Genomic DNA, 20,616 nt, shown 5'->3' with positions numbered 1-20,616 from the left:
TCAGGCGACCTCCTCGGGCGGTGGCGGCACCAGCCGCAGCTTGTCCTTCATCTCCAGCAGCTTCTGCACCTTGGCGCCGAGCGCCATCAGCCGCGCCAGCGTCTCCGGCGACAGCTTGCGGATCTCGGCGAACCACTCGGTCATCTGCTCCATCAGCGCGTACATCTCGCGCATCCGCGCCTGGGCGTGGCGCTCCTCGGCCGAGTCGGGCGAGACCAGCAGGGCGTCGCGCAGCATCGACAGGGTCGGCTCGACCTCGCGCCGCTGGCGCTCCTCGGCCAGGGTCTTGAAGATCGTCCAGACGTCCTCGGGCGCGGAGAAGTACTCGCGGCGGTCGCCCGGGCGGTGCTCCAGCCGCACCAGCCGCCAGGCCTGCAGCTCCTTCAGGCCCATGCTGACGTTGGAGCGGGAAACCCCGAGTTTTTCCGTGATTTCATCGGCGTTGAGCGCACGATCGGCGACGAAGAGCAGGGCGTAGATCTGCCCGACGGTGCGGTTGATGCCCCAGCGGCTGCCCATCTCGCCGAAATGGAGCACGAAGGCCTGGATGAGTGGCGGCAGGTTCATGCAGCTACCGAATTTTCAGAAATTTCTGAAATATCCTAACGCAAGGACCCGTCGGCGGCGTGAAGACACTGTGTTGCACCGGCGGGCCGATGGCCGATGTCGGCCTACGGGCCGCCGGCCCGACTCACCACACCCGGCAGAACACCGCCTTGAGGTAGCGGCTCTCCGGCACGTGGGCGAGGAAGGGGTGGTCGGCGCCGGCGCCGGCCACCTTGAGCACCTGCACCGTGCGGCCGGCGTAGAAGGCGGCGCGGCGCAGCATGTCGAGGAACTGCTCCTCGCTGACCAGGCCGGTGCACGAGCAGGTCAGGAAGATGCCGCCCGGCTTGACCACGCCGAGCGCGAGCTTGTTCATGTCCAGGTATTTCTTCAGCGCCGGGATCACCTGCTCGCGGTCGCGGGTGAGCTTGGCCGGGTCGAGGACGACCACGTCGAAGCGCTCGCCGTTGGCGTGGGCGTCGCGCAACCAGGGGAACAGGTCGGCCTGGACGAAGCGCACGCGCACCTGGTTGAGTTGCGCGTTCTTCCTGGCGATTTCCAGAATCTCCTCGTCGAGGTCGACGCCGATCGCCTCGTCGGCGCCGCCGCGCGCCTTGGCGTAGAGCGCGAAGCCGCCGGAGTTGCAGCACAGGTCGAGCACGCGCTTGCCTTCGGTGAAGCGGCTCAGGTACTCGCGGTTGTCGCGCTGGTCGGCGAAGAAGCCGGTCTTGTGGCCGCTGCCCGGGCTGGCGCGGAACTTCACGCCGTATTCGGTGATGATGCTCGGCGCCGGCGCCTCGGGGGCGCGAAAGTCGAAGCTCTCCTGCTTCTGCACGTGCTCCTCGGCGAAGGCGTAGAAGCGGCAGCCGGGAAACTGCGCGCGCAGCGCGGCGTAGATCCAATCGCGGTGGCGGAAGGCGCCGGCGGAGAAGAACTCCACCACCAGCAGGTCGCCGTAGCGGTCGACCACGAGGCCGGAAATGCCATCGCCCTCGGAGTGGAACACGCGCCAGGCGTCTGACACCGCGTCGAGCCTGAGGATCTCGCGGCGCAGCCGCACCGCCTCGGCGATCTTCGCGTGGAAGAAGGCCTCGTCGATGGCCTCGTCGGGATTCTCGGTGAGCACGCGCAGCGCGATGCGCGAATGGCCGTTGTAGAAACCGCGCCCGACCCAGGCGCCGGTGTTGTCGTGGATGTCGACGACGCTGCCCGGCTTGGGCTTTTGCGCCGGCTTCTCGACCATCTTCTGGAAGATCCAGGGGTGGTTGGAGCGGCGTTCGATCTTGAGGCGGACGGCGGGGAGGGCGTGGATGTCGTTCATCGCCGGATTGTACCGGCTGCGGCCGGACGGCCGCCCAAGCTCAGGCCAGGGTCGCCGCGGCCCGCAACGAGGAGGCGGTCACTACGCGGTCGCGGCCGGCGCGCTTGGCGGCGTACATGGCGCGGTCGGCGCGCTGCACCAGGGCGGCGATGTCGGCCTCGCCGACCTCGCGCTCGGCAACGCCGATCGAGACCGTCAGCGGGATCTCCTCGCCGCGGTAGAAGAAATTCTCCCGCGCCACCGCCTCGCGCAGACGCTCGGCGACCTCGGCCGCGCCCTGCTCCGGCGTGCCCGGCAGCAGGGCGACGAATTCCTCGCCGCCGAGCCGGCCGACCAGATCCTCGTGGCGCAGCACCTCGCGCATCCGCCGCACCAGCTCGCGCAGCACGGCGTCGCCGGCCTCGTGGCCGTAGGTGTCGTTGACCCGCTTGAAGTGGTCAGCGTCGAGCAGCAGCAGCGCGGACGGGCGGCGGTGGCGGCGGTCCAGGCCGAGCGCGCGCGCGCACTGTTCGAGCATGGCGCGCCGGTTCCAGGCTCCGGTCAGCGGGTCGAGGGTGGCGAGCTGCTCCAGCTCGGCGTGCAGCCGGTCGGCCGACATCAGCAGGAAGCCGAAGGTGGCGATCAGCGGCGCGACCGGCAGGTAGAACAGCACCAGCGGCTGCATCGAGTGCAGGTCGTACAGGCCCTGCGCGCGCCAGTCGGGAATCGACTCGACCACGGTCCGCGCCAGCATCAGCGCCACGCCGGTCAGGAACACCGTGGCGGTGATGCGCTGGCTGACCGCGCCGCCGGCCCGGAACGCGTCGAGCAGTGGCCGTGCGGTCAGGAAGAACAGCAGCGCCAGCAGCGGCGAGCCGCTGAGCACCCGGCCCAGATGGCTTTCGTGGACGAAAGTGAAGAACAGCGTGCTGAGCGCGGTGAGCGCCACCACCGTCCAGACCTGCCACTGCGGGCCGCGCACCCCCATGAAGCGGGCCAGCGCGACCGCCAGCAGGCCGAAGCCGTAGTACAGCAGCAGGCTGGGCAGCGCCACACCGAGGGAGAGCGGCAACTGCTCGTACAGGCTCAGCAGGGCCCAGCCGAGCGGCAGCACGAACAGGGCGCGGCTCCACAGCAGCAACGTCGGACGCCACTTGGCCGGGTAGCGGGCGCTGGCGAAGTGCATGAACACCGCCAGCAGCAGGGTGAGGAAGGCACAGACGGCGACGACGCTACGCAGATCCAGGTCCATGGCGCTACCCGAGCGGCCGTCCTCCCCGGCCATTGCGCGGAGCCTACCCGATTCCGGCGCTGTCGGCGTCAGGACGTTCCGTCCGTCGGGACCTTGCCTCCCGGGCCGCGGCGGCTTGTGTCGCCCGCGATCGCCCACACCCTGTTGAACATGGACCTGCCGCAGCCCGCCCCGCCCGCCGATCCCGCCGATCCCGCCGCCCAGGCGCGCGCCGACCGCGCCCGCTTCGTGCACGCCCTGCTGGCCAGCGCGGCCTTCGTCGCCCTGCTGTGGTGGATCAAGCTGCTGGAGGCCTGGCTGGGCGCGTTTTCCGCGCTGGCGCTGCGGCCGGGCGAGGCAGTGGGTCTGGTCGGCATCCTCACCGCACCGCTGCTGCATGGCTCGGTCGCCCATCTGACGGCCAACACGCTGCCGCTGCTGGTGCTGGGCTGGCTGGCGCTGAGCGTCTACCCGAAAGCCGCGCTGCGCGCGCTGCCGCTGATCTGGCTGCTGTCCGGCGCGCTGGTGTGGTGGGTCGGCCGGCCGCCGGCGCACCTGGGCGCCAGCGGACTCACCCACGGACTGATGTTCTTCGTCTTCCTGCTCGGCCTGCTGCGCCGCGACCGGCCTGCCATCGCGGCGGGCATGATCGCCTTCTTCCTGTACGGCGGCATGTTGTTGACCGTGCTGCCGCGCGAGCCGGGCGTGAGCTGGGAATACCACCTGTTCGGTGCCTTGGCCGGCGTGCTGGCGGCCGTGCTGTGGCGCCGGCTCGACCCGGCGCCGCCGCGCCGCCGCTACAGCTGGGAAGACGAGGACGGGGACACCGGCGACGGCGGCCCGCCCAGCGAGGCCAGCCAGTACGAGCCGCCGCCGCCGCGCGACGTGCCGGTGCTCTGGCAGCGGCCGCCGGAAAGCCGCGGCGTGGTGCTGCGCTTTCCCGATCGTCGCGCGGACGGCGAGTCGCAAGGACCGGGGACGTAGGCTGGGCTGATAAGCCCAGCATCGTGGCCTGCGGGAGTGCCGGGCTTGCCGGCCGGCTACGCTTACCAGCCCGGCCTAGGTGCCCAGCCCCGGCTGCCGGGTCGCCACCCCCGCCTTGCCACCCATCGTCCGCCCGTAGCGCCGGTCCAGCCACCAGCCCGCGGCGAGGCCGCCAGCGACCGGCAGCAGCCACATCAGGTACAGCTGCAGGCCCGGGTCGAGCTGCGGCAGCAGCGTGCGCAGACCGACGCCGAAGAACGAGATGTGGACGGCGATGCCGTTGCCGATCATGGCGCCGTAATGCTCGCGCAGCCACCAGTTGGCGGGCAGCGCGCCCTGCGCCAGACGGCGCAGGAAGCGGCGCGCGTCGAGGCCGGCGAGCACGCCGATCGCGGCGAACACGCCGAGCAGCGGCTGCTGCCAGCGCAGCGCGAGCGCGCCCAGCAGCAGCCCGCCCGTGAACAGCAGCACGGCGAGCAGGCGGAACACCGTCCCGGCGTAGCGGGCCGGGGCGTGACGGTCGCGGATCGCCCGCCAGGCGTTCCAGCAGCTCGTGGCGACGAGTACGAGCAGGAAGCCGAGGAACAGGCCGAACACGGCCTGGCCGCGCGCGAACAAGACAGCGGTCAGCGGCACGCCGCTCACGATCACCGCCAGCATCGCCAGCAGATGGAGCTGGCCGCTGCGGCGGTGCAGCGGGCTGCCCTTGCGCAGCGCCGCGGCGAACCAGAACGTGGCCAGTGCGAGGCTGCCGGCGACGACGTGGAGAAACAGGCTGGTCTGATAGAGGCTCATCGGAAGCTCCTGCGGCAACGCCGGCCGCGCACGCGGTGCAGCCGGCGAGGGGCAGTCTCGACGACGGCCCTGGCCGCGGCAGGTGCCGGCGGTCACCGCGGCCGGGTGCCGGAAGTCACTTTCTGCGTCGCGCCTCTTGCCGCGCCGCCGCGGCGGGGGTAGTTCTGGCGCATGCTCGATCGCCTTCCGCGCCCGCTTCAGCAGCTGCTCTCGCCGCTCGCGCTGGCCTCGTAAGCCGCCTGGACCGCGGTCTGGCTCGGCAGCGTCGGCATGCTGGCGGCGCGCGGGGCCGCGCTCGGCTGGGCGGCGCGGATCGCGCTGCTGGTGTTTCTCGCCGCCTGGCTCCGTGTGCTCGCCTGCGCGCCGCGCCAGCTGCGCTGGCACGACGATGTCGTCCTGCTGGCGCTCGCCGGCAGCGCGTTCGCGCTGATCGCGCTCGGACCGACCGGCACCGCGCCGATCCTGCTGGTGCTGCTGGCCTGCGTGCTCGCCGAGCGTTTCGACACCCGCGGCCTGACGCTGGCCCTGCTGACGGTGAACCTGCTGCTGCTGGTCCTGCTGCGCTGGCGCTGGCAGGTGTCCTGGACCTACGCACTGACCAGCGTGGTCGCCTACGGCGCGTTCCAGGTCTTCGCCGCGCTGGTGCTGCGCTATGCCAACCACGCCGAGGCGATGGCCGAGCAGTTGCGCGAGGTCAACGCGCGTCTGCTGGCGACCCGCTCACTGCTCGACGAGAGCGCGCGCGACGCCGAGCGGCTGCGGCTGTCACGCGAGTTGCACGACGTCGCCGGGCACAAGCTGACCGCTCTCAAGCTCAACTTGCGCGCGCTCGCGCGCGACCCGGCGCTGGCCGGCCGGCGCGAGCTGGCGGTCGCCGCCGGGCTCGCCGATGAACTGCTCGCGGATCTGCGCGGTGTGGTGCGGCAGCTGCGCCAGCACGACGGCCTCGAACTCGGCGAGGCGCTGCGCCGGCTGGCGGCGCCGCTGCCGCGGCCGCAGGTCGCGATCGAGGTCGCCGCCGACGCGCGCGCGGCCGACGCCGAACAGGCCGAGACGCTGCTGCGGATCGCCCAGGAGGGACTCACCAATGCCGCCCGCCACGGTGGCGCGCGCCGGGCCTGGCTGCGGCTGGCGCGCGAGGGCGACGCGCTCACGCTGCATCTCGATGACGACGGTCGGGTGCGCTGGCCGCTCGTCCCCGGCCACGGCCTGACCGGCATGCGCGAACGGGTCGAGCGGCTCGGCGGCACGCTCGAGCTCACGCCCTCGCGGCACGGCGGCCTGCGACTGGCGGCGCGGCTGCCGGCCGGAGCCGGCGCATGAGCCTGCGCGTCGCGCTCGCCGACGACCAGGTGCTGGTGCGCGAGGGACTCAAGGCGGTGCTGCGCGAGCTGGCGATCGAGGTCGCGGTCGAGGCCGGTGATGGCGAGGCGCTGCTCGCCGCCCTGGCCGACACGCCGGTCGACGTCGTCGTCTCCGACGTGCGCATGCCCGGTATCGACGGCATCGCGCTGGTGCGGCGGCTACGCGCGGCCGGCTCGCCGCTGCCGGTGGTGCTGCTGACCACCTTCGACGACAGCGCGCTGCTGCTGGCCGCGGTCGAGGCCGGCGCGCAGGGTTTCCTGCTCAAGGACGCCGCACCCGAGGACCTGCGCGACGCGATCGTGCGCGCCGCGCGCGGCGAGGGCTGGCTGGCCCCGGTCAGCACCGACCCGGTGCGCGCGCGCTACGCCTACCACGACACCACGCCGCCGCAGGAGACCTTCTCCGAGCGCGAGGTCGCGATCCTGCGCCTGCTCGCCGGCGGCTATTCGAACAAGGAGATCGCGCGCACGCTGTTCCTCGCCGAAGGCACGGTCAAGAACTACGTCAGCGAGATCCTCGCCAAGCTCGACACCCGCGACCGCACCCGCGCGGTGCTCAAGGCGATCACCCTGCGGATCATCTGACGGCCGTTGCGGCCGGCGGCCGCGAACGGCTAGCGTGCGGACTTTGCCCGCCGGAGAGTCCCGCATGCGCCGCACCGTCCCCGCCCTGTTCCTGGCCTGCCTGCTGGCCGCCTGCGGCGGCGACGCCCCGCGCGGGCTGGCGCCGGTGGCGCCGGACAGCGCCGACCGCATCGCCGCGCACGTGCAGTTCCTAGCCGACGATCTGCTGGAGGGTCGCGCCGCCGGCAGCCGCGGCTTCGACCTGGCGGCCCTGTACGTCGCCAGTCGTTTCCGCGCGCTCGGGCTGGAGCCGGCCGGCGAGGACGGCGGCTGGTACCAGACCGTGCCGATGTTGATCGGCAACCGCCTGCCCGATGGCGCGCGGCTGGCGATCGAGCGCGACGGCCGCCGCCACGAGTTCGCCTTCCAGCAGGACTTCCTGCCCGGCGTCGACTTCGATCGCGCCGAGGCCGGCGTGACCGCGCCGCTGGTGTTCGTCGGCCAGGCGGTGCACGCGCCGGAGTTCGAGCACGACGATTTCGCCGGCGTCGAGCTCGCCGGCAAGATCGCGGTCTACCTGCACGGCGCGCCGGCGCGGTTTCCGGATACGGCGCGGGCCTTCCATTCCTCGGCGCGCGAGAAGGCCCGCGCGGTCGCCGAGCGCGGCGCGGTGGGCGCGATCCTGCTCGGTGATCCCGAGCGCGAGGCCAGGTCGCCGTGGGCGCGCAACGCGCGCAACTGGGTCCTGCCGGCGATGCGCCTGCGCGATGCCGACGGGCGCGCGGTGGACACCTTCCCGCAGTTGCAGGTCACCGCGGCGCTCGCCGCGGCGGCGGCCGAGACGCTGTTCGCCGGCGCGCCGCAGTCGGCCGAGGAGGTGTTCGGTCGTCTGCAGGCCGGCGAGCTGAGCGCCTTCGACCTGCCCGGCACCGCCACGCTGGCCAGCCGCAGCCATGTGCAGCCGGTCGAGAGCCGCAATGTGGTCGCGCGCCTGCCCGGCGCCGACCCGGCGCTGGCCGACGAGCACGTCGTGTTCAGCGCGCATCTGGATCACGTCGGCCTCGGCGCGCCGGTCGACGGCGACCGCATCTACAACGGCGCGCTCGACAACGCCCTGGGCACGGCGATCCTGCTGGAGGCCGCCGAGCTGCTGGCGCGCGAGCGCGCGCGGCCGAAGCGCTCGCTGCTGTTCGTCGCCGTCACCGCCGAGGAGAAGGGGCTGCTCGGCGCCGAGCACTTCGCCCGGTATCCGACCGTGGCCGGCCCGCTGGTCGCCAACCTCAACATCGACATGCCGGTGATCCTGTTCCCGCAGGACGACGCGATTCCCATCGGCATCGAGCACAGCAGCCTGCGCGCGCACGTCGAGGCCGCCGCGGCCGAACTGGGCATGACGCTCTCGGCCGACCCGATGCCGGAAGAGGTGGTGTTCATCCGCAGCGACCAGTACGCCTTCGTGCGCCAGGGCATTCCGGCGCTGTACCTCGATGGCGGCATCCGTTCGACCGACCCGGCCATCGACGGTGCGGCGGTGGTGGCGGAGTTCCTGCGCCGGCACTACCACCAGCCCGGCGACGACCTGTCGCTGCCGATCCACTGGCCGAGCGCGGCACGGCTGGCGCGGCTGGCCGCATCGACCGGCTGGCGCATCGCCGACGACCCGCAGCGGCCGCGCTGGAACGAAGGGGACTTCTTCGGCGAGCGCTTCGCGCGCTGAGCGACGGCTAGCCGACGCCTCTCCGGCCGGGGCATGCCGCCGTCAGTCGGCCAGATGCGCCAGCGGCAGGCCGCGCCGGGGCTTGACCGTGCGCAGCACGAAGCTGGTGTTGACGTCGGCCACGCCGGCGCCGAGCAGGCGGTCGAGCAGGAAGCGCGAGAAGTGGTCGAGGTCCTGCACCGCCACGTGCAGCAGGTAATCCATGTCGCCGGTGAGGGCGTGGCAGGCCACCACCTCGTCCCAGTCCTGCACGCGGGCGACGAAGGCCTGCACGCTGTCGGCCTCGTGGCTGCGCAGCTGCACGCGCACGAAGGCCTCCAGCCCCAGGCCGACGCGCTTGGGCTCCACCCGCGCGCCGTAGCCGGCGATCACGCCGTCCGCTTCCAGCCGCTGCACCCGGCGCAGGCAGGCCGAGGGCGACAGGCCGACCCGCTCGGCCAGCTCGGCATTGCTGATCCGCCCCTCGTGCTGCAGCGCGGTGAGGATCGACAGATCGATCCGGTCGAGATCGGCGACGCTCATCTCAGCCTCATCCGGGATTTGGCGCAATGATATTGCGTGGGGATCGTTCTGTTCAGCAAGAATGCAAGCCTCTTGCGCGGCAAGGACGGTACAATCGTCTGCAGCGATCCCGGCAGGAGGGCGCCGTCATGGGCGAGCCCAGGCGTGTCGAACACCAGCTCACCGACAAGGGCTATGTCCCGGTCTACACCACCGCCGTGGTGGAGCAGCCCTGGGACAGCTACACCGCCACCGACCACGCGGTCTGGGCGAGGCTGTACCGCCGCCAGCGCGAGATCCTGCCCGGCCGCGCCTGCCGCGAATTCCTGCAGGCGCAGGATGCGATGGGGATGTCGGCGGATGCGATCCCGAAGTTTTCCGAGCTCAACCCCATCCTGCGCGCCGCCACCGGCTGGGAGCTGATCGGGGTCGAGGGCCTGCTGCCCGAGCTGACCTTCTTCGAGCACCTGGCCAACCGCCGCTTCCCGGTGACCTGGTGGATCCGCAAACCGGAGCAGCTCGATTACATCGCCGAGCCGGACCTGTTCCACGACCTGTTCGGCCATGTGCCGCTGCTGATGAACCCGGTGTTCGCCGACTACATGGCCGCCTACGGCCGCGGCGGCGTGAAGGCGCACGCGATCGGCCAGGACGCGCTCACCAACCTGACCCGGCTGTACTGGTACACGGTCGAGTTCGGCCTGATCCGGACCGACGAGGGGCTGCGCATCTACGGCAGCGGCATCGTCAGTTCCAGCGGCGAGTCGGTGCACTGCCTGGAATCGGACGCGCCCAACCGGATCGGCTTCGATCTGGAGCGGGTGATGCGCACCCGTTACCGCATCGACACCTACCAGAAGACCTACTTCGTCATCGACAGCTTCGAGCAGCTGTTCGAGGCGACCCGGCCGGACTTCACGCCGATCTACCAGCGCCTGGCGGCCCTGCCCTCGATCCCGGCCGGCGACGTGCTCGACGGCGACCGCATCTACCATCGCGGCAGCGGCGCAGGCTGGCTCGCCGACGGCGACGTCTGAAGCGCACTCGCAGGCGCGGCGCAATCCGCGACCCCGGCTTGCGATCACGCCGGCGGCGTCCGGTCGTGGCGCACGCCTACGGCAGCACCAGCGCCGCCGCCGCGGCAGCGGTCATCGCCGACAGGCCTACCGTCACCCGCAGTCCGTAGCCGCGGCCGCCGCTGACGAAGGCCAGGGCCGACTTGGCCAGCGTGCTGGCGGCCAGCAGCAGGACCAGACCGAGTCGGCCCTGGTCGATCTGGATGGCGCCGGCGGCGGCCAGTTGCGCCACCGTCGCCGCCGCCGCATGCCACTCGGCCAGCGCCGCCAGCGTGGCTGCCGCCAGGGCGCCGTGGGCGCCGACCCAATCGCGCAACCATGCCGACAGCAGCAGCACCAGCGCGATCGCCAGCGCGAACAGCAGCGCGTGGCGCAGGCGGAAGCTGCGCGCGTCGGGCTCCGGCGGCAGGTCGGCGGCCAGCGCCGGTGCGCGTGACAGGCCGAACAGGCCGCCCGACAGCAGCACCAACCCTGCCGCCGCCAGCGGCGGCAGGGCCGCGCGCAGCAGCGACGGCGCCAGTGTCGCGACGATGGCGGCGAACAGCAGCAGTGAGGCGAGGTTGGCGAACATTGCCGCGGCGACGGCGTAGGTGCGCAGCGACGGCGTCGCGCGCACGCGCTGGCCGAAGCCGGCCACGGCGGCGGTCGAGGAGACGAAGCCGGCGAAGAAGCCGGCGACCGGCAGGCCCCAGCGCGCGCCGACCAGGCGCAGCGCGACATGGCCGAGCAGGCCCACCGCCATCACCAGCACCACCAGCCGCCACAATGCCGAGGGCCGCAGCACGCCCCACGGGTCGATCGCCTCGGACGGCAGCAGCGGCAGCACCACCAGCGCCGAAGCCAGCAGCACCAGCGCGTCGTGCAGCTCGCGCTCGCTGAGCAGTTCGCGGGTGAAGCGGTGCAGCGCCGACTTGGCCTTCAGCAGGACGGCCGCGACCACGCCCAGGCCGGCCGCCCAGGCGGGTTCGCGCATGGCCAGCGCGCCGAGCAGCGGGGTCAGCAGCAGGGCGACCTCGCCGGTCAGGCCGGGATCCGCGCCGGCCGAGCGGCGGTAGCCGAGCGCAGCGAACGCCGCCACCGCCAGCAGGGTCACCAGCAGCACCCACGGACTGAGCCACAGCGCCACCGCCCCGGCCAGGGCGGCGATGGCGTGGGTGCGCAGGCCGGCGGTGGCGGCGCCGGCGCGCTCGCGCACCGCGCCGATCAGCAGACCCAGGCCGAGCGCGGTGGCCAGCCCGGTGAAGGCATCGACGGATACCGCCATGGAGCGTCCCGTGCCGCGGAAGATGCCGGCAGGATGCGCCGCCCGCCGCCACGCTTGCAATGCCGGCCCCGGCCCGGACAATGCCCGCGTCCGCCGCCGTTCCGTCCCGCCATGAAACACGTTTCGCTGACCCGCTTCCTCCTCGAAGAACAGCGCGCCGGCCGGATCAACGCCGACCTGCGCCTGTTGATCGAAGTCGTCGCCCGCGCCTGCAAGTCGATCTCGATCGCGGTCGGCAAAGGCGCGCTAGGTGGCGTGCTTGGCGACGCCGGCACCGGCAACGTGCAGGGCGAGGCGCAGAAGAAGCTCGACGTGCTCAGCAACGAGATCCTGATGGAGGCCAACGCCTGGGGCGGGCACCTCGCCGGCCTGGCCTCGGAGGAGATGGAGCACGCGCAGCCGATTCCGGACGTCTACCCGCGCGGCAACTACCTGCTGCTGTTCGACCCGCTCGACGGCAGCTCCAACATCGACGTCAACGTCTCGGTCGGCACCATCTTCTCGGTGCTGCGCTGCCCCGAGGGCGTGACCGCCCCGGGCGACGAGCACTTCCTGCAGCCGGGCAGCGCGCAGGTCGCCGCCGGCTACACCGTGTATGGCCCGAGCACCGTGCTGGTGCTCACCCTCGGCCACGGCACCCACGCCTTCACCCTCGACCGCGAGGTCGGCAGCTTCATGCTGACCCGGCGCGACATCGCGATTCCCGAGGAGACGAAGGAGTTCGCGATCAACATGTCCAACCAACGCCACTGGGAGCCGCCGATGCAGGCCTACGTCGCCGACCTGCTGGCCGGGAAGGAAGGGCCGCGCGGCAAGGACTTCAACATGCGCTGGGTGGCCAGCATGGTGGCCGACGTGCACCGCATCCTGACCCGCGGCGGCATCTTCATCTACCCCTGGGACCGCAAGGACCCGTCCAAGCCGGGCCGCCTGCGGCTGATGTACGAGGCCAACCCGATGGCCTTCATCGTCGAGCAGGCCGGCGGCGCGGCGACCACCGGGCGCCAGCGCATCCTGGACGTGCAGCCCACCGGCCTGCACCAGCGGGTGCCGGTGTTCCTCGGCTCGAAGCGGGAAGTCGAGACCGCCTCCCGCTACCACCGCGATCACGACGCCGCGCAGGGCTGACCATGAGCGCCCCGGACTTCATCGAGGTCTACGACGGGGCGCTCTCGCGCGAGGACTGCGCACGCCTGGTCGCGCGCTTCGAGGCCAGCGGCCAGCACGAGCCCGGGCGGGTCGGCTCGGGCGTGCTGCCCGAGCTCAAGGACAGCCGCGACATCCACATCAGCGGCCGGCGCGAATGGGCCGACGCCGAGCAGCAGCTCAACACCGCCGTCTTCCGCGGCCTGCTCGCCTACCTGCGCAAGTACCGCTACGCGCTGATCGCGCCGCTGATGCTGCAGGTGCCCGATCCGGCCAGCGGCGAGCCGGTGCGGCTCGATGCCGAGCTGTTCGACCGCCTCGACGATGCCCGCCTGGGGCCGATCGTCAGCCATGTGTTCCGCCCCGGCGGCATCAACCTGCAGCGCTACACCGCCGGCCGCGGCGGCTACCCGTACTGGCACTGCGAGCTGTACCCCAAGGACGCCAGCGCCGAGCCGCTGCACCGGCATCTGCTGTGGACGATCTACCTCAACGACGGCTTTGAGGCCGGCGAGACCGAATTCCTCTACCAGCGGCGGAAGATCGCCCCCAAGACCGGCAGCCTGCTGATCGCGCCGACCGCCTTCACCCATACCCACCGCGGCAACATGCCGGTGGGCGGCGACAAGTACATCGCCACCAGCTGGGTCCTGTTCCAGCGCGCCGAGACGCTGTTCGGCCGCGGCTGAGAGGCATCAGGCGCCGACCGGCGCGTGAGGCGCGACGGTCGCCGATGGCGCGGACGATCAGAACAGCTCGCCCTGCGGCGAGTGCGGGCGCGGCGGCGTGAACAGCGAGGTGTCCAGCGCCGGGCCGCGGGCGCGGTCGAAGCCGAGCCGGCGCGCGGCGACGGCGAAGCGCTGGCGCAGCAGGTCGGCGAACGGTCCGCCGCCGCGCATGCGGTGGCCGAAGCGCGGATCGTTGTCGCGACCGCCGCGCATCTGCCGGATCAGGCTCATCACGTGTCCAGCGCGTTCGGGGAAGTGCGCCTGCAGCCAGTCGCGGAACAGCGCCTTCAGCTCGTGCGGCAGGCGCAGCACGGTGTAGCTGGCGCGGGTGGCGCCGGCGTCGCGGGCGGCGTCGAGGATGGCTTCCATGTCGCGGTCGTTGATCATCGGTATGACCGGCGCGACGAACACGCCGACCGGGATGCCGGCTTCGGCGAGCGTGCGGATCGCCGCCAGCCGCCGGTGCGGCGCGCTGGCGCGCGGTTCCATGCGCGCGGCCAGGCGGTTGTCGAGCGTGGTCACCGAGACGAACACGGCGACCAGCCGCTGCGCCGCCATCGGCGCGAGCAGGTCGAGGTCGCGCTCGATGAGCGCGTTCTTGGTGACGAGGGTGCACGGGTGACGGCAGTCGGCCAGCACTTCCAGCACCTGGCGGGTGATGCGCCAGCGCTTCTCGACCGGCTGGTAGGGGTCGGTGTTGGCGCCGAGGTTGATCGGCGAGCAGCGGTAGCCGGGCTTGGCGAGTTCGGCGCACAGGCGTTCGGCGGCGTTGGTCTTGGCGTACAGCTTGGTCTCGAAGTCGAGCCCGGGCGAGAGATCGAGGTAGCTGTGCGAGGGCCGCGCGTAGCAGTAGATGCAACCGTGCTCGCAGCCGCGGTAGGGGTTGAGCGACTGCGCGAAGGGGATGTCCGGCGAGTCGTTGCGGCTGAGGATGCTGCGCGCGCGCTCCTCGCTGACGGTGGTGTCCGGGTGCGGCGGCGGTTCGCCGTCGGTGAACCAGCCGTCGTCCTCGGCGGTCGCCGTGCGCCGGGCGAAGCGGCCGTCGGGGTTGCCGGTGGCGCCGCGGCCCTTGATGCGGACCGGCGGCGGGCGGGTGGGGTCGTCGCGCATGGTTTCAGCCTACGCCCGGGCCGTCTCGCCGTCTGCGACAATCCCGACCGGGGGGACGCATGGGCGCGCTGGCCGAACAGATTCCGCACCTGAACTGGCTGCTCACGGCGGGCTACGTCGTCTACCTGCTGGCGATGGCCGGCTGGATCGTGCTGCAGAAGCGCGAGCCGGTGGCGACGCTGAGCTGGATCCTCGGGCTGGCGCTGCTGCCGGTGCTCGGCTTCGTCGTCTATTACGTGTTCGGCCCGCAGCGCATCCGCCGCCAGCGGCTCAAGCGCCTGCGCTCGCGCGCGGCGCTGCGCAGCCAGCGCGCGCGCATCGCCGGCGCCGTGCCGGCCACACCGGCCGAGCATCTGAGCCGGCTGGCGGAAGCCGCCACCGGCTTCCCGCCCAGCACCTGCACCAGCGCCGATCTGCTGGTGGGCGGCGCGGCCACCTTCGACGCGCTGCTGGCGGCGGTGGCGACGGCCGAGCATCACATCCATCTGGAGTACTACATCTTCGAGCCGGACCGCACCGGCACCGCGCTGCGCGACGCGCTGGTCGCGCGCGCGCGTGCCGGGGTGCGGGTGCGGCTGCTGCTCGACGCGCTCGGCGCGGCCCGGCTGTCGCGCCGCTTCCTGGCGCCACTGCGGGAGGCCGGTGCCGAGGTGGTGTGGTTCCATCCGCTGCGGCTGCGCCGCGTCCGCCGGCCGACGCTGAACCTGCGCACGCACCGCAAGCTGGTGGTGATCGACGGCCGGCTCGCCTTCACCGGCGGCATCAACATCACCGACGAGCAGGACGAGCGGCTGAGCACGCGCGCCCACTTCGACCTGCACCTGAAGCTGGCGGGCGAGGTGGTGGCCTGGCTGCAGCTCGCCTTTCTGGAGGACTGGCATTACGCCACCGGCATCGCGCTCAGCGACGAGCGGCTGTGGCCGACGCTGCCGCGCGGGGACATCGCCGCGCAGGTGCTGCCGTCCGGCCCACACAACCGCTGGGAGCCGGTGCACCGGCTGCACGTGGAGGCGATCCACCAAGCCAACGCGCGGGTCTGGCTGGTCACGCCGTATTTCGTCCCCGGCGAGGCGGCGCTGTTCGCCCTGACCTCCGCTGCGATGCGCGGGCTGGACGTGCGCCTGCTGGTGCCCGAGCGCAGCGACTCGCGGGTGGTCACGGCGGCGGCGCGCTCCTACTTCGACGAACTGCTGGCGGCCGGCGTGCGGATCTACGAATACCGGCCGCGGCTGATGCACGCCAAGGCGCTGCTGGTGGACGAGGACATCGCCCTGCTCGGCAGCGCCAACTTCGACCATCGCAGCTTCCGGCTCAACTTCGAGCTGTGCATGCTGCTGCGCGACCGCGATTTCGCCGGGCGACTGGCCGCCGCCTGCGAGGCGATCTTCGCCCAGACCCGCCATGTCCGTCGCCGGCCGCGCCCGCCGCGTTTCCCGCAGCGACTGTTCGAGGCCACGGCGCGCCTGCTCTCGCCGCTGTTGTGACCGGCGCCTTGGAGCGGACCGGCGGCACTGCCGCCGCGCGCGATCCCGGCTAGACTGGCGCGGTCGTTCACCGGGGGTCCGCGCCCATGCATTGGCTCTTCCTGTTCTTCGCCCTGGCCTGCTTCGCGGTGGTGTTCAAGACCACCTCGCTGGGCGTGGCCGCGCTGTGCCTGCTGCTGGCGCTGGTGTTCGCGCTGGCCTGGGTGATGGGGCTGGTGAACGCGCGCGTCGCCAGCCGGACGCGCGACGAGGTGCAGATGGTCGATCCGGCCGAGCTGCGCCGCCTGCGCGAGCAGGCGCAGGCGCGCAAGCCACCGCCGTCCGCGCCGTGAGCACCGGGATCTCGTGCTAGCCTCGCCGCGGGACCCACACCCGTCCCGAGAGGAGACTCGCACATGACACTGCAATCCCTGCTCGTCGTCCTGCTGGTCGGCGGCATCGCCGGCTGGCTCGCCGGACCAGGGCGTGCTGGCCTGTCTCCGATAGGCCGCGCCGCGGTTGTCGGCTTGCAGCGCAAGGAAGAGCGAGGGCGCGTATGTCGATACGCAACCGAGCGATGACGCGGCGATGCAGGCCGACAACCACGGCCCTTCGGGTTGCGCCTGTGCGGCCACCATCCAGCGTTGCGCGCCTTGGCCGTAGATCGCTACGGCCAGCGGCGCGCGCCTTGTCTGGCGACCGCACAGGCACAACGCGGCCTATCGGAGACAGGCCAGCACGCCCTACCATGAAGGGCCGCGGCTTCGGCATCCTCGGCAACATCGTGGTCGGCGTCATCGGCGCATTCGTCGGCAGTTTCACGCTCGGCCTGGTCGGCATCAGCATCGGCGGCGGTTTCATCGCCGCGGTGGCCAATGCCTTCATCGGCGCGGTAATCCTGCTGTTCCTGATCGGCCTGATCAAACGCGCTTGATCCTGCGCTCCACGACGGCGGCCGCACGGCCGCCGTCTTCGTCACCACCGCCCTCGATCGCATGCACTGGCAAGCCGCCGATCCCCACCGCCCGCCCGTGTCGCTGCATGGCCCGCTGCTGCACCTGTGGTGGTGGGCGCCCGAGCGGCAGCCCGCGCTGTCCAGCCGGCGCGCGCGCATCGATGCGCTGTTGCGCCGCACGCTGGCCGCCTACGTGGGGCTGCCGCCCGAGGCGCTGCGCTTCGGGCGCGAGGCCAAGGGGCGGCCGTATCTGCTCCATGACGGGGCGCCCGACTTCAACCTGACCGACACCGACGGCGGCACGCTGGTGGCGGTGTGCCGCGGCGCGCGGGTCGGCGTGGACATCGAGCGCACCCGGCGCGCGGTGTCGGCACGACCACTGGCCCGGCGCTGGTTCGCGCCCGAGGAGGCGGCGGCGCTCGATGCGCTCGACGACGCGGCCGCGCGCGCGGCCTTCCTGCGCCTGTGGACCGCCAAGGAGGCGTCCTGCAAGGCCACCGGCACCGGCATCTACGGCTGGCTGGCGCACTGGCGCTTCGATCCGGACAGTCATGCGCCGCGGCTGCTGAGCGCGCCGACGGACGCCGGCGTGGCTGACGAGTGGTCGTATCTGCGGCTGAGTCCGCCGGGCGGCGCGCACACGGTGGCGCTGGCAGCGCGCGGGACGCTGCCGGTGGCGACCGGCTTCGTCGCGACGCCGGAGTGAGACGGGTCAGGCGTCGGCCAGCGCGACCCGATTGCGGCCGCCGTGCTTGGCGCGGTACAGCGCCTCGTCGGCGAGCCGCGGCAATCCTTCCGTCGCCTCCGATGGACATCAGCGCCCTGTGTCCCGGCTCGGGCGAAGCCCGGCCCGTCCTGAGCCCGTCGAAGGGCCGGATGACGATGCTGCGGTGCGCTTCCCGGTCCCCGTCCCCGTTCTGGTCAGTCGTTCGCCACCTCGACCCGGTTGCGGCCGTTGCGCTTGGCCCGGTACAAGGCGGCATCGGCGCGGCGCAGCAGGGCGTGCGGCTCGTCCTGCGGCCCCGGCACCTGGGCGGCGACGCCGATGCTCACGGTGACCGGACAGTCGGGTTGGTCGAAGCGCCGGCGCAGCGCCTCGGCGCGGTGCTGGGCGTCGGCCAGGTGGACGCCGGGCAACAGCAGCGCGAACTCCTCGCCGCCGTAGCGCGCCAGCAGCTCGCCGACCGGGTCGTGCGCGGCCCGCAGGCGCTCGGCGACGCGGCGCAGCATGGCATCGCCCTCGAGATGGCCGTGCTCGTCGTTGTAGCGCTTGAAATGGTCGACATCGATCATCAGCACTGCCAGCGGCCGCTGCAGGCTGAGGCAGCGGTGCCACTCGCGCAGCAGGCCCTGCTCCAGCGCGCGCCGGTTGGCGACGCCGGTGAGCGGGTCCTCGACCGCTAGCTCGGCCAGCTTGCGGTTGGCCTCCTCCAGCTCGCGGGTGCGCTCGGCGATGCGCTGCTCGAGCCGCAGGTTGGCCCTGCGGAAGCGGCGCGTGCGCAGGAAGGCCAGCCCTTGGGTGAGCAGCAGCAGCAGGCCCAGCGTCGCCAGCGCCCCGAAGCCGCGGACCCACAGGGTTTCGTGCCAGCGTGGCTCGCCGTGGAAGGCGTACTGCGCCGCGGCGATCGGACGGCCGTCGCGGGCGCGCGCCTCCACCTCCAGCCGCCAGTCGCCAGGACGCACGCGGATGCCGAGCTGGCGTTCGCCGGACCACGGTGACCAGTCGCGGGTCATGCCCGGGACGCGGTAACGGAACTCGATGTCCGGCGCCATCGTCACCACCGCGAAACGCAGGTGCAGGAGCGCGCCGGCGGGCACGGTCACCGGCGATGCGGTGCGCACCGGCAGCGGCCGGACCGCACCGTCGTCGGTGTGCAGTTCGACCGCGGCGAAACTCACCTGCAGCGGCGCGGCCGGCAGGACCGGCTCGCCGGGCTGGTACTGCAGCAGCGCGGTCCAGGTCGAAACGCGCAGCACGCCGTCGCTGCCGAGACGGACGCCGACGAAGCCGCGCCGTGCACCGTCGTCGAAGCGCACGCTTTCCCAGTCGCTGCGGCCCGGCGGGCGCAGCAGCAGCTTGCGCGAGGTCCAGGCGAAATCACCGTGCGGCGTCGGCACCACTTCCAGCTCGCCGGGCCGCTCCACCCGCGACAGCAGGTCGCCCCCGTCGGGGACGAAGCGCTCGCCCGCCAGCACATGCCCGCGCTCACCGCTCACCGCGTGCAGCCGTTCGTCCAGGACGTACAGCTGCACGCCGGCATCCGGATCCGGCACCAGCCCGTCGGCCGCGCCGAACTCGCGCCGTTCGCGCAACTCGCCGCTGGCGGGATCGACGCGGAAGCGGTGCGGACCGCCGCGGGCATTGTCGGTCCAGAATTCGCCGGGTGCGGTCTCGATCAGCCGCGAGGCGTTGGCGCCGGGGTTGTCCCATTGCGCGGCGAGGGACCAGCGCCCGCCGGCCAGGCGCAGCAGCCAGATCCGTTCGCTGCCCACCGCGTACACCAGACCCGGATCATGACGCGACGGCACAAGCCGGAAGACGGCATCCTCCTGCCCGTCCAGCAGCTCGCGCGGACGGTCCGCGCCCTCGAGCGCGTAGATGCCGGAGCGGTGCGCGATGAGCAGCCCGGCGGGGGTCGATTGCAGCGCGTAGCCCTCGAAGTCGGTCCAGTCGAACCACTCGGCCAGCGGCTGGCCGTCCGGCACCGGCCGCAGCCGGCCGATGCCGCGGGTGCTGGCCAGCCACAGCGCGCCCTCGTGCCACTCGCTGTCGTTGATCACGCCGCGCAGGCCGTGCTGGGCGCCGAACTGCGACCACGGCGCCGGCAGTCGCAGCCGCAGCAGGTCGCCCTCGGTGGCGGCCCACAGGCCGCCCTCGCGGTCCAGCGTCATCGCCTCGATGGCGAAGCTGCCGGTGGGAAAGCGCTTGATCAGCCGCAGTGCGGCGTCGTAGCGCTGGATCTCGCCGCGGAGGGTGCCCACCGCCAGGCTGCCGTCGGTCAGCAGCTGCGCCGAGAACGGCGGCGACTCGGCGAACAGCCGGTCGGCCTCGCCGGGCAGGTGGCGGATGCCGTCGGCCCCGGCCTGGAAGAAACCCTCGTAGCCGACCAGCAGTAGGCCCTGCGGCCGGGCGATCACCGCCGACAGCGGCTGCCGGCTGAACGCCGCCGCGCCCGGCAGCGGCTCGAGCGCGCCGTCGCGCACCCGCATCACGCCGATGCCCTCCACCCGCAGGTAGAGCACGTCCTCGGCCAGGTAGATCGAACGGGCCTCCGGCGGCAGCGGAATGCGCCGGTGCCGGGCCGGATCCATGGCGTAGAAGAACAGCTCGCGATCGGCACGGAACCACACCCCGTCCGAGGCCGCCCGCACCTGCCAGACCAGGCCGACGCGGGCGGCATCGCCTTCCAGCCCGAAGGCCGGGCGCAGGTCCTCGTAGGCCAGGCTGTCGTCCTCGGTCGCCGGCAACACACCGAAGTGGTCGAAGCTGGCCACGTACATCCGCCCGTCCGGGCCGCGCGCCACGCCGCGCGCCGGCATGCCGCCGGGCAGGGTCAGCAGCCGCCACTCGTGGCCGTCGAAGCGCAGCACGCCGTCGATGTTGGCGACGTAGAGCCGCCCTGCCGCATCGGTGTCGACGCCGAAACTGCGCGGCTTGGCGCCGTAGTTCTCCGGCGCGTGGCGCTGCGCCAGCGGCACGCCGCGCAGCGACGGCTCCGCCGCGGGCGCGGCCGGGGGGGCCATGCCGAGGACGACGGCGACGAGCAGGACGATGATCCGCATGCGGGGGCGAGGAAGCCGCAGGAAGCGGGCATCATAGCGGCGATGCCGTCCAGTGTTTGCCGACCCGCTCCCAGTCTCGCCCGAGCCGC

20 protein-coding genes are annotated in these 20,616 nt (G+C 72.5%); 12 read left to right on the top strand and 8 right to left on the bottom strand.

From position 1 onward, the window contains the following. From HNQ58_RS07100 to HNQ58_RS07090, 3 genes are all read right to left on the bottom strand, one after another. On the bottom strand, positions 1–567 hold the full coding sequence (locus HNQ58_RS07100; protein WP_183948216.1) for a GbsR/MarR family transcriptional regulator: 567 nt from the start codon (positions 565–567) through the stop codon (positions 1–3). Positions 568–691: 124 nt separating this feature from the next. Next, complete coding sequence (locus HNQ58_RS07095) at positions 692–1,867, bottom strand: class I SAM-dependent rRNA methyltransferase (RefSeq protein WP_183948215.1); 1,176 nt, start codon at positions 1,865–1,867, stop codon at positions 692–694. A 40-nt stretch (positions 1,868–1,907) separates the two neighbouring features. Then, positions 1,908–3,098 carry a GGDEF domain-containing protein gene (locus tag HNQ58_RS07090; protein ID WP_183948214.1) on the bottom strand — a complete coding sequence of 397 codons (1,191 nt, stop codon included), beginning with the start codon at positions 3,096–3,098 and terminating at the stop codon, positions 1,908–1,910. Positions 3,099–3,248: 150 nt separating this feature from the next. On the opposite strand from HNQ58_RS07090, the gene HNQ58_RS07085 reads away from it, so the two are divergent. Further along, positions 3,249–4,061: a rhomboid family intramembrane serine protease gene (locus tag HNQ58_RS07085; RefSeq protein ID WP_183948213.1), complete on the top strand. Its 813-nt coding sequence runs from the start codon at positions 3,249–3,251 to the stop codon at positions 4,059–4,061. 75 nt (positions 4,062–4,136) lie between these two features. On the opposite strand, the gene HNQ58_RS07080 is transcribed toward HNQ58_RS07085, so the two are convergent. Further along, entirely contained in the window at positions 4,137–4,856 is a 720-nt protein-coding gene (locus tag HNQ58_RS07080; RefSeq protein ID WP_183948212.1) for a hypothetical protein, read from the bottom strand. Positions 4,857–5,126: 270 nt separating this feature from the next. Here HNQ58_RS07080 and HNQ58_RS07075 point away from each other — a divergent pair, with 270 nt between their 5' ends. The 3 genes from HNQ58_RS07075 (at position 5,127) to HNQ58_RS07065 (ending at position 8,501) form a co-directional block, all read left to right on the top strand. Next, positions 5,127–6,179: a sensor histidine kinase gene (locus HNQ58_RS07075; protein WP_183948211.1), complete on the top strand. Its 1,053-nt coding sequence runs from the start codon at positions 5,127–5,129 to the stop codon at positions 6,177–6,179. Continuing rightward, positions 6,176–6,805: a response regulator transcription factor gene (locus tag HNQ58_RS07070; protein WP_183948210.1), complete on the top strand. Its 630-nt coding sequence runs from the start codon at positions 6,176–6,178 to the stop codon at positions 6,803–6,805. Before HNQ58_RS07075 ends, HNQ58_RS07070 begins: the two co-directional genes overlap by 4 nt. A 64-nt stretch (positions 6,806–6,869) precedes the next feature. Then, complete coding sequence (locus tag HNQ58_RS07065) at positions 6,870–8,501, top strand: M20/M25/M40 family metallo-hydrolase (RefSeq protein ID WP_183948209.1); 1,632 nt, start codon at positions 6,870–6,872, stop codon at positions 8,499–8,501. Positions 8,502–8,543: 42 nt separating this feature from the next. Here the strand turns inward: HNQ58_RS07065 and HNQ58_RS07060 are convergent, their stop codons facing one another. After that, the gene (locus tag HNQ58_RS07060; protein WP_183948208.1) at positions 8,544–9,023 is read right to left on the bottom strand and encodes an Lrp/AsnC family transcriptional regulator; all 480 of its coding nucleotides are present in this window, start codon (positions 9,021–9,023) and stop codon (positions 8,544–8,546) included. 128 nt (positions 9,024–9,151) lie between these two features. On the opposite strand from HNQ58_RS07060, the gene phhA reads away from it, so the two are divergent. Then, complete coding sequence (gene phhA, locus HNQ58_RS07055) at positions 9,152–10,039, top strand: phenylalanine 4-monooxygenase (RefSeq protein WP_183948207.1); 888 nt, start codon at positions 9,152–9,154, stop codon at positions 10,037–10,039. A gap of 76 nt (positions 10,040–10,115) precedes the next feature. Here phhA and HNQ58_RS07050 read toward each other — a convergent pair whose 3' ends face one another. Next, on the bottom strand, positions 10,116–11,342 hold the full coding sequence (locus HNQ58_RS07050) for an MgtC/SapB family protein (protein ID WP_183948206.1): 1,227 nt from the start codon (positions 11,340–11,342) through the stop codon (positions 10,116–10,118). A 111-nt stretch (positions 11,343–11,453) separates the two neighbouring features. On the opposite strand from HNQ58_RS07050, the gene HNQ58_RS07045 reads away from it, so the two are divergent. Further along, on the top strand, positions 11,454–12,470 hold the full coding sequence (locus HNQ58_RS07045) for a class 1 fructose-bisphosphatase (protein ID WP_183948205.1): 1,017 nt from the start codon (positions 11,454–11,456) through the stop codon (positions 12,468–12,470). 2 nt (positions 12,471–12,472) lie between these two features. Next, positions 12,473–13,177: a 2OG-Fe(II) oxygenase gene (locus HNQ58_RS07040; RefSeq protein WP_183948204.1), complete on the top strand. Its 705-nt coding sequence runs from the start codon at positions 12,473–12,475 to the stop codon at positions 13,175–13,177. A gap of 57 nt (positions 13,178–13,234) precedes the next feature. On the opposite strand, the gene HNQ58_RS07035 is transcribed toward HNQ58_RS07040, so the two are convergent. Next, complete coding sequence (locus HNQ58_RS07035; RefSeq protein WP_183948203.1) at positions 13,235–14,326, bottom strand: PA0069 family radical SAM protein; 1,092 nt, start codon at positions 14,324–14,326, stop codon at positions 13,235–13,237. A 59-nt stretch (positions 14,327–14,385) separates the two neighbouring features. Between HNQ58_RS07035 and cls the strand changes: the two genes are divergently transcribed. The 5 genes from cls (at position 14,386) to HNQ58_RS07010 (ending at position 17,450) form a co-directional block, all read left to right on the top strand. Beyond that, complete coding sequence (gene cls / locus HNQ58_RS07030; RefSeq protein ID WP_183948202.1) at positions 14,386–15,810, top strand: cardiolipin synthase; 1,425 nt, start codon at positions 14,386–14,388, stop codon at positions 15,808–15,810. 86 nt (positions 15,811–15,896) lie between these two features. After that, complete coding sequence (locus HNQ58_RS07025) at positions 15,897–16,142, top strand: hypothetical protein (RefSeq protein WP_183948201.1); 246 nt, start codon at positions 15,897–15,899, stop codon at positions 16,140–16,142. 63 nt (positions 16,143–16,205) lie between these two features. Beyond that, positions 16,206–16,370: a hypothetical protein gene (locus HNQ58_RS07020; RefSeq protein WP_183948200.1), complete on the top strand. Its 165-nt coding sequence runs from the start codon at positions 16,206–16,208 to the stop codon at positions 16,368–16,370. A 167-nt stretch (positions 16,371–16,537) separates the two neighbouring features. Further along, positions 16,538–16,723 (top strand): GlsB/YeaQ/YmgE family stress response membrane protein, encoded by a 186-nt coding sequence (locus tag HNQ58_RS07015; protein WP_183948199.1) that lies wholly within the window; start codon positions 16,538–16,540, stop codon positions 16,721–16,723. A 61-nt stretch (positions 16,724–16,784) separates the two neighbouring features. Next, a complete protein-coding gene (locus HNQ58_RS07010) occupies positions 16,785–17,450 on the top strand; it encodes a 4'-phosphopantetheinyl transferase family protein (RefSeq protein ID WP_183948198.1) in 666 nt (221 codons plus the stop codon). A gap of 215 nt (positions 17,451–17,665) precedes the next feature. On the opposite strand, the gene HNQ58_RS07005 is transcribed toward HNQ58_RS07010, so the two are convergent. Continuing rightward, positions 17,666–20,527, bottom strand: a complete 2,862-nt coding sequence (locus HNQ58_RS07005) for a diguanylate cyclase (RefSeq protein ID WP_183948197.1) — start codon at positions 20,525–20,527, stop codon at positions 17,666–17,668. Positions 20,528–20,616 lie beyond the last annotated feature (89 nt).

The organism is Rehaibacterium terrae (genome assembly GCF_014202935.1).
GTDB classification, from domain to species: domain Bacteria; phylum Pseudomonadota; class Gammaproteobacteria; order Xanthomonadales; family Xanthomonadaceae; genus Rehaibacterium; species Rehaibacterium terrae.
The sequence above is the reverse complement of the archived record's forward strand: the minus strand, read 5'-3'. Positions and strand labels throughout refer to the sequence as shown.